The organism is Pseudomonas sp. LBUM1652, assembly GCF_059716105.1.
The window spans coordinates 44,889-58,251 of record NZ_CP166804.1 but is presented as its reverse complement, the minus strand read 5'-3'; the positions used below and the strand labels follow the sequence as shown (position 1 = coordinate 58,251).

12 protein-coding genes are annotated in these 13,363 nt (G+C 59.8%); 6 read left to right on the top strand and 6 right to left on the bottom strand.

Going from position 1 to position 13,363, the window contains the following annotated elements:
• Positions 1-29: 29 nt before the first annotated feature.
• Positions 30-1,646 carry an EAL domain-containing protein gene (locus tag ACA069_RS00260; protein ID WP_187677284.1) on the top strand — a complete coding sequence of 539 codons (1,617 nt, stop codon included), beginning with the start codon at positions 30-32 and terminating at the stop codon, positions 1,644-1,646.
• Here ACA069_RS00260 and ACA069_RS00255 read toward each other — a convergent pair.
• The gene (locus ACA069_RS00255) at positions 1,643-3,433 is read right to left on the bottom strand and encodes a KinB sensor domain-containing domain (RefSeq protein WP_497615791.1); all 1,791 of its coding nucleotides are present in this window, start codon (positions 3,431-3,433) and stop codon (positions 1,643-1,645) included. The two genes, ACA069_RS00260 and ACA069_RS00255, sit on opposite strands and share 4 nt — an antisense overlap.
• Positions 3,434-3,443: 10 nt before the next feature.
• On the bottom strand, positions 3,444-4,790 hold the full coding sequence (algB, locus tag ACA069_RS00250; protein WP_305440665.1) for a sigma-54-dependent response regulator transcription factor AlgB: 1,347 nt from the start codon (positions 4,788-4,790) through the stop codon (positions 3,444-3,446).
• 427 nt (positions 4,791-5,217) lie between these two features.
• Here algB and ACA069_RS00245 point away from each other — a divergent pair, with 427 nt between their 5' ends.
• From ACA069_RS00245 to ACA069_RS00225, 5 genes are all read left to right on the top strand, one after another.
• Complete coding sequence (locus tag ACA069_RS00245) at positions 5,218-5,502, top strand: hypothetical protein (protein ID WP_497615789.1); 285 nt, start codon at positions 5,218-5,220, stop codon at positions 5,500-5,502.
• Positions 5,503-5,574: 72 nt separating this feature from the next.
• Complete coding sequence (locus ACA069_RS00240; protein ID WP_003177151.1) at positions 5,575-5,739, top strand: DUF1328 domain-containing protein; 165 nt, start codon at positions 5,575-5,577, stop codon at positions 5,737-5,739.
• A gap of 2 nt (positions 5,740-5,741) precedes the next feature.
• On the top strand, positions 5,742-6,206 hold the full coding sequence (locus ACA069_RS00235) for an inhibitor of vertebrate lysozyme family protein (RefSeq protein ID WP_187677280.1): 465 nt from the start codon (positions 5,742-5,744) through the stop codon (positions 6,204-6,206).
• A gap of 706 nt (positions 6,207-6,912) precedes the next feature.
• On the top strand, positions 6,913-8,244 hold the full coding sequence (gene gltP, locus ACA069_RS00230; protein ID WP_305440660.1) for a glutamate/aspartate:proton symporter GltP: 1,332 nt from the start codon (positions 6,913-6,915) through the stop codon (positions 8,242-8,244).
• Positions 8,245-8,473: 229 nt separating this feature from the next.
• Complete coding sequence (locus ACA069_RS00225; protein ID WP_187677278.1) at positions 8,474-9,703, top strand: nucleoside recognition domain-containing protein; 1,230 nt, start codon at positions 8,474-8,476, stop codon at positions 9,701-9,703.
• 121 nt (positions 9,704-9,824) lie between these two features.
• On the opposite strand, the gene ACA069_RS00220 is transcribed toward ACA069_RS00225, so the two are convergent.
• The 4 genes from ACA069_RS00220 to ACA069_RS00205 are packed head-to-tail and all read right to left on the bottom strand — an operon-like array spanning position 9,825 to position 13,339.
• Positions 9,825-10,454, bottom strand: a complete 630-nt coding sequence (locus ACA069_RS00220) for an ABC-type transport auxiliary lipoprotein family protein (RefSeq protein WP_497615786.1) — start codon at positions 10,452-10,454, stop codon at positions 9,825-9,827.
• Positions 10,451-11,389, bottom strand: coding sequence for an MlaD family protein (locus tag ACA069_RS00215; RefSeq protein ID WP_497615784.1), 939 nt, complete (start codon positions 11,387-11,389; stop codon positions 10,451-10,453). The genes ACA069_RS00220 and ACA069_RS00215 overlap by 4 nt, the downstream gene beginning before the upstream one ends.
• Position 11,390: 1 nt before the next feature.
• The gene (locus ACA069_RS00210) at positions 11,391-12,194 is read right to left on the bottom strand and encodes an ABC transporter ATP-binding protein (RefSeq protein ID WP_187677275.1); all 804 of its coding nucleotides are present in this window, start codon (positions 12,192-12,194) and stop codon (positions 11,391-11,393) included.
• Entirely contained in the window at positions 12,191-13,339 is a 1,149-nt protein-coding gene (locus tag ACA069_RS00205) for an ABC transporter permease (protein WP_497615781.1), read from the bottom strand. The genes ACA069_RS00210 and ACA069_RS00205 overlap by 4 nt, the downstream gene beginning before the upstream one ends.
• Positions 13,340-13,363: the final 24 nt, after the last annotated feature.

Sequence of the window (13,363 nt, the reverse complement as noted above, 5' to 3'; positions counted from 1 at the left end):
TAACTCATTGGTAATTCTTCGGATATTCCATGATGGTTGCTACCCGAGAGACGCTGCGTAGCTGGTTTTATCGCCCCTGGTTTTTGGCGATGATCGCGGCTGTCCTCAGTACCAGCCTGTTGATCGCCGGCGGGATGTTCTTGGCGATGCGTCAGGTCGAGCAAAGTGAAAGCCAGGAAATGAACGCCCAGGGCGAGCGTTTCCTCGCCCGTCTCGAGCAGCTGTTCGGCCAATTGCGCGAAAGTCTTGATGATCTCGAAGCCCAGCCTTTGCGCAGTTGCGATGACGAAATGATCGCCACGCTGCAGCAGGTCACCTTTAACTATCGCTTTGTCTATGAAGCGGCCTACATGGACGCCTCGCGGATCTGTTCCAACCGCCCTCGCCAGGAAGGCTTGTCGGTGGTCCGCGCACCGGACATCAGAGGCCCGACCTACAGCTATTGGCTGAACACCACCACCGAACCCGATGAGAACCGCGCCGCGCTGATGCTCGGCCGCGGCAATTTTCGCGTGGCCACCTCGCGCGGGCATTTGACCGACATGGTCGACCTGTCACCCGGCAGCAGCCTGTTAGTGGTGCTGGATCATGGCACCCGCGCGATTCCGGTGCTGGGCAAGGCGCAGGCATGGCCACCGACCGAACACTGGCCGCCGAAAAGCCAGGACGCCTTGCAAGTCACCCAGACGCGACTGATCTATCGCATGCCCACCGCCACCCCGGAATACCAACTGGTACTGATCACGCCGCGCACCGGCATGCACATTCCCGCTATCTGGTGGTGGATGATTCCGGCCTGTCTGTTGCTCGGTGCGTTCGTCGGCTTCTTCGTGTTTTTACTGGTGCGCCAGCGTCAGTCATTGGACGCCGAGCTGCACGGCGCCATCCGCCGTGGCGAATTGCAGGTGCTCTATCAACCGATCTTCGACCTCGACACTCGCAACTGCGTAGGTGCCGAGGCCCTGCTGCGCTGGCGCCGTCCGGACGGCACGCTGACCAGCCCCGACCTGTTCATTCCACTGGCAGAAAACACCGGGCAGATCCGGCAGATGACCGACTTCGTTCTCCAACGCTTGCTGGAGCAATTGGGGCCGGTGCTGCGTGCCAACCCGCAGTTGTATATCTCGGTCAACCTCGCTGCCTGTGACGTGATGGTGCCGCGCATCGGCCAGGTCATGGCGCGTCTGCTGACCCTGCACAGAGTGGCGGCCAAGCAGATTGCGTTCGAGGTCACCGAACGTGGCCTGATTGATGTGGTGGTGGCGAAGGAAAACCTGCAAGCATTGCGAGATGTCGGCCATCAGGTATTGATCGACGACTTCGGCACGGGATATTGCAGCCTCGCCTACCTGCAAACACTGCCGGTGGACTGCCTGAAAATCGACAAGGCGTTCATCGACGCACTCGGCCATGACGCTGCCAGCAGCGGCGTCGCGCCACACATCATTCATATGGCGCAGGCGCTGGATTTGAAGGTGATTGCCGAAGGGATCGAACTCGAATCACAAGCCCAATTGCTCAGCAGCGAGGGCGTGAAGTTCGGTCAGGGCTGGCTGTTTGCGCACGCCCTGAGCGCGGTACAGTTCATTGAACTGATCACCCGTGGGCGACGGCTCGCCGGTCGCCGAATGGATGACGAAGCTTAAACGGCCAACGCCATATAGAACTGCGTCCCCTGCCCCGGCCGCGAATAAACCCCCATCCGTCCGCCATGCAGCTGGACGATTTCCTTGCACAGCGCCAGCCCAAGCCCGGCGCCACCCTTCTTGCGTCCAACCTGGACGAACGGCTCGAAAATTCGTCCTTGCTGGCCGTAGGCAATGCCTTCGCCGTTGTCTTCGACGCTGATGATCACCCGCTCGCCGTGGCGACGCGCCTGCAAGCGAATCTGACCGTCGCGGGCGGTGTGGCGCAGGGCGTTATCGATCAGGTTGTCGAGCACTCGATCCAGTTGCGCTTGATCCGCCTGCAAGCGCGGCAGCGGGCCCTGTACCTCTACTATCAATGCGATGCCTTTTTCCGCGGCCGTGTCGGCAAAGCGCAGTTGCGCCTGCTCCAGCAAATCTTCGATGGAGCACGGTGCCAGTGTCAGTTTCTGCAAGCCATTCTGGTAGCGCGAAAAGTTGAGCAAGTCGTTGATCAACTGCATCAAGCGCTGCATCTCTTCGTTGACGGTGTCGAGCAGGTCCGCCTCACGAGAATCCGCCGCAAACTTCGCCCGCTCACGGAACAGGCCGAACGCCATGTGCATACCAGTGACTGGCGTGCGCAGCTCATGGGATGCACGTAATACGAATTCGCTGCGCACCCGCTCGAAGGCACGCTGCTCAGTGACATCGTGCAGCACCATCACCGCTCCCAGAATATGACCCTGGGTATGGCTCACCGGGGTCAGGCTGTAAGTCAGCAGGCGAGATTCGCCGTCGACCTCAATGCTCAAATCTTCCGGTGCTCGTTCGAGGGTGCCGCCGCGCAACACCAGTTGCAGTTGCGCATCCAGCTCAGGCCGCCCAAGTGCGCTGCCCAGGCCTTGGCCGAGACGGTCATCGTCCCAGCCCAACTGGCGCTGGGCGACCGGGTTGAGATGCTCCAAGTGGCCCTCGCGGTCGATCATCAGCAAGCCGTCATCGATGCTGTCGAGCACGGCCTGTAAGCGTTGTTGACCGGCCATCAACTCATCGACGTTAGTCGCCTGATGCTCACGCAAGGCTTCGGCCATAAGCCCGAACCGCTTGGTCAGCAGATTCATTTCCATCGCTGAGGAAATCGGCAGGGTCACTTCAAAGTTGCCTTGGCCGATATTGTCCGCCGCCCGCGCCAGCGCCTCGATCGGTGCGCCGAAACGCCGGGCAATGCCTTGGGCCGTGACGAAACCGATGATCAACACCGCCAGCCCCACAAGCCCAAGCAGGCCGGCGACCAACAGCGCCCGCTCGCGGGCATCTCGCTGGACGGCGTTGATATTGTCGAGCGCATGCTTGTGCTCGGCGATCAGTCCGTTGCGCAAGGTATTGAAGCGCTCGCGGAAGTCCGCATTGCTCATCATCGTCTTGGCAGGGTCACGGGACAGGTCGAACGCCTGCAGGAAATTCAGATAATCTTTTTTGGCCTGACTGAAACCATACAACTGACCATCGCCCTCCTTTTCCTGGGCGATGCCTTCGTCGAGCAACTGGAAATAATGCTGCCTGGACGCTTCGAACGCCACGGGATCAGGCTTTTCCGCCAGCATGATGATCAGTTGATCACCCAGCGTCTGCCGTAGCTTGAGGCCCAGATCAAGGGTGGCGAAGTTACTGCGCACCCGCTCTTCCTGAGTTCCAGCCATCTGCATCACGCTGACCAGCCCGAGCAACAGCCCGAGCAAAGCCACTGTGATCAGTGCGGAAATGCTCAGGAACAAGCGGGTCCGCAACTTCATCGCCAGTTTCATCGTCGGGCGCTCACAGGTTGTACTGCTTGCGCTTGCGATACAGGGTCGAGGCATCAATGCCGAGGGTTTTCGCCGCTTGATCCAGCGTGCCGGCGGTGGCCAGAACGGCGCCGATATGCGCTTTTTCCAACTCGTCCAGGCTCAGCGCCGCGCCGACCCTTGGCGCATTGCTGGCGGGTTGCTCGGCCATGCCCAAATGGCTGATTTCCACGCGCTCCTGCGGGCAGATGATGCTTGCGCGCTCAACCACGTTGCGCAACTCGCGGATGTTGCCCGGCCAGCGATAGCCGAGCAGCGCCTCACGGGCTTCGTCGCTGAACCCCCGAGCCGGACGTGCGTACTCTTTAACGAAGCGGGCAAGAAAGCGGTCGGCCAGGGTCAAAATGTCTTCGCTGCGCTCGCGCAACGGCGGCAAGTGCAAGGTGATGACGTTGAGGCGATAGAGCAGGTCTTCACGGAAACGCCCGTCGCGCACCATGTCCTCTAGATTGAGGTTGGTCGCCGCCAGAATCCGCACGTCGGCGCGGCGGGTCACCGGGTCGCCTACCCGCTCGTATTCCTTGTCCTGAATGAAGCGCAGCAACTTGGGTTGCAACGTCAGGGGAAAATCGCCAATCTCGTCGAGAAACAGCGTACCGCCGTCGGCCTGATTGACGCGACCCAAAGTACTTTCGCTGGCACCGGTAAACGCACCGCGACTGTGACCGAACAGCTCACTTTCCATCAGTTCGGCGGTCAGCGACGGGCAGTTGATGGTCACGCAGGATTTCTTCTCGCGCTTGCTCCAGCCGTGAATCGCCCGGGCCAGTTCACCTTTACCGGTGCCGGACTCGCCGAGAATAAGAATGTTGGCGTCAGTGCTCGCCACCTGCCGCGCAGTCTCCAGCACGACTTTCATCGCCGGGCTGTGAGAATCGAGGCCGTCCTTCGGCTTGCGGATTTCGCCTTCGAGGGCTTCAAGACGTGCCGAGAGTTGGCGCACTTCCAGTTGCTTGGCGGTCGCCAGGCGCAGTTGATCCGGGCTGCACGGCTTGACCAGATAGTCGGCGGCGCCAGCCTGAATGGCATCCACGGCGGTATCGACAGCCGAATGCGCGGTGACGATCACCACGCGCATCCACGGCGCCTGAATGCGCATTTGCGCCAGCACATCGAGGCCGTTGTCTTCGCCCAAGCGCAAATCAAGGAAGCACAGATCAAAGACCTGGCGTTGCAGCAGTGCATCGGCCTGGGCCGCGCTGTTGGCAGTGGCGACCGTATAGCCTTCATCTTCGAGGCAATAACGGAAGGTTCGCAGGATGGCGGATTCGTCGTCCACCAGCAGAATGCGGCCTTGATGCTCAGTGGCAGATTCCATTTTTCCTACGCTCCATAGTGATTGGTCTTGGGTTAGTCCCGGAAAAATCGGGCAAGTTGCATGGTTGATTCTGAACGATGCCAGCCATAGGAGGGTAGCTCTCTCCTGCCTTTACGGCTAATACACTGATTTTGTTGATTTTTTAAACAATCATCGATTTGCAGGGGATTCCCTGCGTACTTTTCTGACATCCGCGCCCTGCTCTCAATTCCATAAGAATGAAATCTCCTACGAAATAATCGTGCATTGCGCACGACCCTAGGAGCCCCATCGTGCAGGATGCGTCGTAATTCATTTTTATAGCACTCATAACTAATTGATTTTATTGAATATTTTTCAAATAAAAAATTGGCATGCAGCCTGCAATATCTCTTTTAGCCCGGGCAGATAAGAACTGCCCCAACCGAATAAGAGTGAGGAACCCAGGATGACTCGCCAACGTGCCGCCCAAGTGCGTATCTCGCCACTGCATATCCAGCAAGGCCTGTTCGGCGTTCTTGCCCTGTTGATCACCCTGATCGCGTGCCAGCAATACCTGAGCTGGGAAAACAGCCAGAAGGCTGAGCCGCTGATCTCGATGCAACACAGCACGCAGAAGCACTTCAGCGCCGTCAGCAGTAGCCAGGCAGAGAGCGCCTCAATGCGCATGATGGATGTTGATCAGGCGCAGCCAATGGATCAGATGCCACGTGAAGAGCGCTGGGTTTTCTAACTGTTAAACAGATTCGGGCGCGATGCGCCGGAACACGCCACACCCCTAAATAGAGAAGTAAGGAGAATCACCATGTTGAGCTGGGCAATTACATTCTTGATCATTGCCATCATCGCTGCAGTACTGGGCTTCGGTGGTATCGCCGGCACCGCCACGGGTATCGCCAAGATTCTCTTTGTCGTGTTCCTGGTGATGTTCATCGCTTCCTTCTTCTTTGGCCGTCGCGGCCGAGGTTAACGATGATTGCGTTGAAGACATTGGCAGCCGCCCTGCTTCTGGGCGGTAGTGCCATGGCGATGGCGGCCAACGACGGCCAGACGCGAGTCAACGAACTCTTGAGTTCCGACCCGCAATACCGGGAAACCTGGGAAGGCGTGGTAAAGAAGGAAGAACGCCTGCCGGAATGGGTGATGAACCTGTCCGGCACGCCTGACCAGCAAATGAATGCCGTGACTGAAGATGGCGACCAGTATCTGGTTGGGCCGCTCTGTGAAAATGCAGACAAATGCCTGAACCACCGCTTGATCGTCGCGTTCAGTTTCGACAAGAAAGATGCCTACGCCATGCTCGTCGATGTGCCCGAAGGTCTGCCGGCTGACAAGTCGCCAACGCGACATGCCACCTACCGCTTCCTCGGCAAACCCGACCAGGGCATGCAGGATCTTTTGATGGAAACGCTGAAGAAAGATCCGAAGTGGTATTGATGCGAGTTTGAACATGAGGGCAGCCCCCCGCTGCCCTCCATTGCGCCCACCCGAGGAAGGCCGGCGCATGACCAAGGGGCCGGGACGTTCTGACTGTTACAGGGTCGGAGTGACCTACGGGTACAGGGAGTGCCTGCGCAAGGGCCGGGTCAGGGTAAAAGCTGCGCCGCAGGTTCGCCGACCCACAGTGGCTCGACGGACTTGCGCTGAGCTTTCAATCAGGCAGAACATTGATCTAGAGCGTCCTGCTCATCCTTTTATCGCTCACACTGCGCGCGAAAACATTTCGCGGTGTTTCCTGGCGACCGTATATCGCGAAAACATGTTTCCAACCAGTAGGACTTCTAGTCTCGAAATGTAGGCTTTTTCCGAAAATTTCCGTCGAAATTACTCGTTCAAAAAACAACCAATCTGCGCTGTGATGGCCGGTTCACGGCACTTATGCCGGCTGAAATGTCGCAATCGAACCGGTTGGGACGCCAGTTTCGTTAAAAAAAACTCATGCCGATTCGGCATAGGGTAGGCGTTTACGGCATTAGACGGCGCAACCTTGCATCGGAATAGTTGCGCCTTTTTTCGCCTGCCGAAGAGCCGTAAACACGCGCTTTGGGGCACCTTATACGGAGGCAGATGCACAGACTTTTCCGCTAAAAAGCGTTCCAGTTCCTGCATCTGCCTGAGTCAAACGCAAGTAAGGGTAAAGATAATGAAGAAGGCAAAACTCAGCCTCGCCTGGCAGATCCTCATCGGTCTGGTTCTAGGGATTGCAATTGGTGCGTTGCTCAACCATTTCAGTGCCGAGAAGGCCTGGTGGATCAGCAACGTCCTGCAACCGGCAGGCGATATCTTTATCCGTCTGATCAAGATGATCGTGATCCCGATCGTCATCTCTTCCCTGATCGTCGGCATCGCTGGCGTGGGCGACGCCAAGAAGCTCGGGCGTATCGGCCTGAAGACGATCATTTATTTCGAAATCGTCACCACCATCGCCATTATTGTTGGCCTGGTTCTGGCGAACGTGTTCCATCCGGGTGCCGGCATCGACATGAGCACGCTGGGTACAGTGGATATCTCCAAGTACCAGGCGACCGCCGCCGAAGTGCAGCATGAACACGCGTTCATCGAGACCATCCTCAACCTGATCCCGTCGAACATATTCGCGGCCATGGCTCGCGGCGAAATGCTGCCGATCATCTTCTTCTCCGTGCTGTTCGGCCTCGGCTTGTCGAGCCTGCAGTCGGATCTGCGCGAGCCGCTGGTGAAGATGTTCCAGGGCGTCTCGGAAAGCATGTTCAAAGTCACCCACATGATCATGAACTACGCCCCGATCGGCGTATTCGCACTGATCGCGGTGACTGTCGCCAACTTCGGCTTCGCCTCGTTGCTGCCGTTGGCCAAACTGGTGATCCTGGTTTACGTCGCCATCGCCTTCTTCGCCTTTGTGGTGCTGGGCCTGATCGCCAAGCTGTTCGGTTTCTCGGTGATCAAGCTGATGCGCATCTTCAAGGATGAGCTGGTGCTGGCTTACTCCACCGCGTCCTCGGAAACCGTGCTGCCGCGCGTGATCGAGAAGATGGAAGCCTACGGTGCGCCGAAAGCCATCTGCAGCTTCGTGGTGCCGACCGGTTACTCGTTCAACCTCGACGGTTCGACCCTGTACCAGTCCATCGCCGCCATCTTCATTGCCCAGCTCTACGGCATCGACCTGTCGATCAGCCAGCAACTGCTGCTGGTGCTGACCCTGATGGTCACCTCCAAAGGCATCGCCGGTGTACCGGGCGTGTCCTTCGTGGTGCTGCTGGCCACCTTGGGCAGCGTGGGTATTCCGCTGGAAGGCCTGGCATTCATCGCCGGTGTCGACCGCATCATGGACATGGCGCGTACTGCCCTGAACGTGATCGGCAACGCTTTGGCCGTACTGGTTATCGCGCGCTGGGAAGGCATGTACGACGACGCCAAGGGCGAGCGCTACTGGAACTCCCTGCCGCACTGGCGCAGCAAGGAAAAACTGCCGGCCGGCGAAATTTCCAAGAACTGATTGCTGAACCCTGTGGGAATGGCTTTTCTGTGGGAGCGAGCCTGCTCGCGAAGCGGTATGTCATCACGCATTGATGTGACTGACCGGACGCTTTCGCGAGCAGGCTCGCCCCCTCAGGGGATTTGAGCAAGACACAAGAGATGCACAGACAAACCCCGGACAAAATCCGGGGTTTGTCGTTTCTGGCGACCCCGCTATCATTCGCCGCATCTTCCGGGGGATTTGACTGATGCTTAATGGCCTGTGGCTTGGCTTCTTTGTCGTGGCAGCAATATCTGCGCTGGTGCAGTGGCTGGTCGGCGGTAACGCCGGAATCTTCGCGGCGATGGTGGAAAGCATTTTTGCCATGGCCAAGCTGTCGGTCGAGGTCATGGTGCTGCTGTTCGGCACCCTCACCTTGTGGCTGGGCTTTCTGCGCATTGCCGAGAAGGCCGGCATCGTCGACTGGCTGGCCAAGGTGTTGGGCCCGCTGTTTCTGCGCCTGATGCCGGAAGTCCCACCCGGTCACCCTGCCCTTGGCCTGATCACCCTGAACTTCGCCGCCAACGGACTTGGCCTGGACAACGCCGCCACGCCGATCGGCCTTAAAGCCATGAAGGCGTTGCAGGAACTCAACCCCAGCGCCACCATCGCCAGCAACGCGCAGATCCTGTTTCTGGTACTCAACGCCTCCTCCCTGACCCTGCTGCCGGTGACGATCTTCATGTACCGCGCCCAGCAAGGGGCGCCGGATCCGACCCTGGTGTTTCTGCCGATTCTGCTGGCAACCAGTTGCTCGACCATCGTCGGTTTCCTCTCGGTGGCATTCATGCAGCGTCTGCGGGTCTGGGACCCGGTGGTGCTGGCCTATCTGATTCCCGGTGCGCTGATCCTCGGTGGCTTCATGGCGCTGCTGGCGACGATGTCGGCCACCGCATTGGCGGGTCTTTCGTCGATCCTCGGCAATCTCACGTTGTTCGGGCTGATCATGCTGTTTCTGGTGATCGGCGCCTTGCGCAAGGTGAAGGTTTACGAAGCATTCGTCGAGGGTGCGAAAGAGGGCTTCGACGTCGCCAAGAACCTGCTGCCGTATCTGGTCGCAATGCTCTGTGCCATTGGCGTGCTACGCGCCTCCGGGGCACTGGATTTTGGTCTGGACGGGATTCGCCATCTGGTCGAATGGGCCGGTTGGGACACGCGGTTTGTCGATGCGCTGCCGACGGCGATGGTCAAACCATTCTCCGGCAGCGCTGCGCGGGCGATGCTGATTGAAACGATGAAAACCTCCGGCGTGGACAGCTTCCCGGCGCTGGTGGCGGCGACGATTCAGGGCAGTACCGAGACCACGTTCTATGTGCTGGCCGTTTACTTTGGAGCGGTGGGGATTCAGCGGGCGCGGCATGCGGTGGGGTGTGCGTTGCTGGCGGAGTTGGCGGGCGTGATTGGCGCGATTGGCGTGTGCTACTGGTTCTTCGGCTGATCACAGATCAAAACTGTAGGAGTGAGCCTGCTCGCGATAGCTTGCTGACAACCACTAATGATGGTGACTGACAAACCGCCATCGCCAGCAGGCTGGCTCCTACATTGGTTTTGTGTGGGGCTTAAGGTCTGGGTTGTGGTGCGAGTTTCTGCCCTTGATCTACCGCCCACGCCACGACCTTCGCGGTCAACCGATCACTGGCCTGGCCGAAGCCTGCGACCACCGCTGGCACCTGCACATCGCTCAACGGTTGACGCTCTTCAAAGCGGCGGCTGGCCAGAATCCGCTGGTCATAGCCACGCACCAGCAGCGCATCGACTCGCACCACGACGCTGGCCTGCGTCCCCTGATATTCAGTCTGAAACGCCTGCAAATTCCCGCCCAGCTCCAGATCCGCGGCAAAGTTGCTGTCATCGGTACTCAGCAACGTCACCCGGCCATCACGCGCGAAGCCGTCCAGCAACCGATTACGCACCAGCACCGGCGCCGGATCGCTCCAGCGCGAAGCCTTGTAGCTGCTGATCACGTCGCCCTGTGGAATCACCGCAATACTCGGCCGGTTCAACGCTTCGCTGGCCTGCAACTTGTTCAGGCGCAGCGACCACTGCTGCGGCGCCGCCGAACTGGCCGAGGCGGGTGCTTGTGCGCTCGGCAGACGGTAAACGTCCGATGGCTCCGACTTGGGCAAGATCGAGCACGCGCTGATCAGGGTAATGCTGGCGGCGAGGAGGGCGAGGCGAGTCAGCTTCATGGCGTGAACTCCTTGTTCTTGTCACTGCCCAGCAGGTAACCGCTGGGGTTGGCCTCCAGGCGTTGGGAAATGGCGCGCAGCGAAGTCAGGGTTTCGCGCAGTTCGCGGATCGCCGGGGCGAGGCCATTGAGGCCCTGCATGCCGTTGTCGAGGGAGTTCTGGTTCTTGCTCAGCAGGCCGTTGATGGTCGCGCTGCTTTGTTCCAGCGACTTCATCGCCTGTTCGGCACTGCCTAGCGCCTGTTTGCCCTGATCGTTGAGCAGGCCGTTGGCGTTGCGCATCAACAGCGAGGTCTGTTCGAGCATGTTGCCGGCCTGTTTGCCGACCGTCGCCAGTTGCTGCATGGCCTGACGCAAGTCGCCGCGCTGATCGTTGATCGAGCCGGTGGTTTGTTCCAGATGGGCGAGGGTGTTGCTGACGCGTTCGACATTCTCGGCGGAGAACATGTGGTTGGCATTACCCAGCAACGTACTGATGCCGGTCATCAAGTCGTTGCTGTCATTGAGCAGGCGCGAAATCGGCGAAGGCGAGGCGACAATGGTCGGCAGGTTGCCGTCATGCCCTCTGAGTTTCGGGCTTTCTGGCGTACCGCCGCTGAGCTGGATGATCGACGTACCGGTGATCCCGGTCAGCGCCAGTTTGGCCAGAGTGTCTTCCTTGATCGGGGTGTCGCCATCCAGACGAATCCGCGCCAGCACCCGGCGCGGGTCCTTTGGATCGAGCCGCAGGCTGACCACGTCGCCGACCTTGATCCCGCTGTACTGCACCGAACTGCCCTTGGACAGACCGCTGACCGCCTCGTTGAAGACGATTTCGTAATCCTTGAACTCGGTGTCGACGCTGGACTTGGCCAGGAACAGACCGAAGAGCAGGGCGCCGGCCACCACGATGACGGTGAACAGGCCAATCAACACATGATGGGCTCGGGTTTCCATGTCAGACCTCGTTAAGCAATTTTGCGGCGTCCAGCGCCGAGCGGCCGCGCGGGCCGTGGAAGTATTCGTGAATCCACGCGTCATCCGTTTCCGAAACGACGTCGATGGGACCCGCGACCAGCACTTTCTTCTGCGCCAGCACCGCCACGCGGTCGGTGATGGTGTAGAGCGTGTCGAGGTCGTGGGTCACCAGAAACACGCTCAGGCCCAGCGCGTCGCGCAGGGTCAGGATCAATTGATCGAACTGCGCCGCGCCGATCGGATCGAGGCCGGCGGTGGGTTCGTCGAGAAACAGGATGTCCGGATCCAGCGCCAAGGCCCGCGCCAATGCGGCGCGCTTGATCATGCCGCCGGACAGCGACGACGGGTATTTGTCCGCCGCCGACAGCGGCAACCCGGCCAGCGCCAGTTTGACCGCGGCCAGATGCTCGGCATCGTGGCGGCTCAGGCCGGCGTGCTCGATCAGGGGCAGGGCGACGTTCTCGGTCACCGTCAGCGAGGAAAACAGCGCGCCTTTCTGGAACAGCACGCCAAAGCGCCGCTCGACCAGTGAGCGCTCGTGCTCGGACAGGCTTGGCAGGTTCTGGCCAAATACTTTGACGTTGCCTTCGCTGGGCCGGCGCAGGCCAACGATGCTGCGCAAAAGCACCGACTTGCCGCTGCCGGAACCGCCGACCACGGCGAGGATTTCGCCTTTGTACAAATCCAGATCGAGGTTTTCGTGCACGCTCTGGCTGCCAAAGCGATTGCACAGACCACGGACTTCGATCACCGCCTCGGCGGGCGCGCGGGGTAGACGACTCACCAGCCCATCTCCATGAAGAACAGCGCGGCCACCGCATCAAGCACGATCACCACGAAAATCGACTGCACCACGGCGGAGGTGGTGTGGGCGCCGACCGATTCGGCGCTGCCGCTGACCTTGAAGCCTTCCAGGCAACCGATCGCGGCGATCAGGAAGGCGAAGATCGGCGCTTTGACCAGCCCGACCAGGAAATGCTGAATGCCGATGTCCGATTGCAGCAGCGACAGGAACATCGCCGGCGAAATATCCAGCGACACCGCGCAGACCACGCCGCCACCGACGATGCCCGAGAGCATCGCCAGAAATGTCAGCATCGGCAACGCCACCAGCATCGCCAGCACCCGTGGCACTACCAGCAACTCCATGGGGTCGAGGCCGAGGGTGCGGATCGCGTCGATTTCTTCGTTGGCCTTCATCGAGCCGATCTGCGCGGTGAACGCACTGGCGGTGCGCCCGGCCATCAGGATCGCCGTCAGCAACACGCCGAACTCACGCAGGAACGAGAAGCCCACCAGATCCACGGTAAAAATCGTCGCGCCGAAACTGGCCAGCACCGTCGCGCCGAGAAACGCCACCACCGCGCCGACCAGAAAGGTCAGCAACGCCACGATGGGTGCGGCGTCGAGTCCGGTCTGTTCGATGTGCGCGATCATCGGCGTGATCCGCCAGCGCTTGGGCCGGAACAGGTTGCGGGCGATGGTTTCCAGAATCAGCCCGACGAAGCCGAGCAGTTGCAGGGTGTCTTGCCAGATCGTGTCGACGGCGCGGCCGATGCGCGTCAGCAACTGCACGCTGACGCTGACTTCCGGTTCCTTGATCGGCACGCAGAAATCGGTCAACGACTGATACACGGTTTGCAGCAGCGCGCGATCAGCAGAGGAAATCGAGCAATCGGGATGTTCGGCGGATTTGCCGAGGCGTTCGGAACCGAGCAGTTCCACCAGCAACGAGGCGCCAGCGGTATCGAGGGCACCGAGGCCGTTCAGATCAATCGGCGTGCTGGCGTCGTATTGGCCGTGGAGCTTTTCGCTCAGTTGCTTGAGGTCGGCGTAATGGGCGAGCGTCCAGTCCCCGGAAACCCGCAGGCGGGCAGGGGTGATCGACGTGTCCAGTTGGGCACTGCCTGTCATTGAACGGCTGGTCATAAGCTCCGTGCTTTTCGGCTAAAT

Bases quoted from the DNA above. Each gene is read 5' to 3' on its own strand.
- ACA069_RS00205 (WP_497615781.1), bottom strand. From the start codon at position 13,339: ATGACCAGCCGTTCAATGACAGGCAGTGCCCAACTGGACACGTCGATC.
- ACA069_RS00245 (WP_497615789.1), top strand. From the start codon at position 5,218: ATGACTCGCCAACGTGCCGCCCAAGTGCGTATCTCGCCACTGCATATC.
- ACA069_RS00260 (WP_187677284.1), top strand. From the start codon at position 30: ATGATGGTTGCTACCCGAGAGACGCTGCGTAGCTGGTTTTATCGCCCC.
- gltP (WP_305440660.1), top strand. From the start codon at position 6,913: ATGAAGAAGGCAAAACTCAGCCTCGCCTGGCAGATCCTCATCGGTCTG.
- ACA069_RS00220 (WP_497615786.1), bottom strand. From the start codon at position 10,454: ATGAAGCTGACTCGCCTCGCCCTCCTCGCCGCCAGCATTACCCTGATC.
- algB (WP_305440665.1), bottom strand. From the start codon at position 4,790: ATGGAATCTGCCACTGAGCATCAAGGCCGCATTCTGCTGGTGGACGAC.
- ACA069_RS00235 (WP_187677280.1), top strand. From the start codon at position 5,742: ATGATTGCGTTGAAGACATTGGCAGCCGCCCTGCTTCTGGGCGGTAGT.
- ACA069_RS00215 (WP_497615784.1), bottom strand. From the start codon at position 11,389: ATGGAAACCCGAGCCCATCATGTGTTGATTGGCCTGTTCACCGTCATC.
- ACA069_RS00255 (WP_497615791.1), bottom strand. From the start codon at position 3,433: ATGAAACTGGCGATGAAGTTGCGGACCCGCTTGTTCCTGAGCATTTCC.
- ACA069_RS00225 (WP_187677278.1), top strand. From the start codon at position 8,474: ATGCTTAATGGCCTGTGGCTTGGCTTCTTTGTCGTGGCAGCAATATCT.
- ACA069_RS00240 (WP_003177151.1), top strand. From the start codon at position 5,575: ATGTTGAGCTGGGCAATTACATTCTTGATCATTGCCATCATCGCTGCA.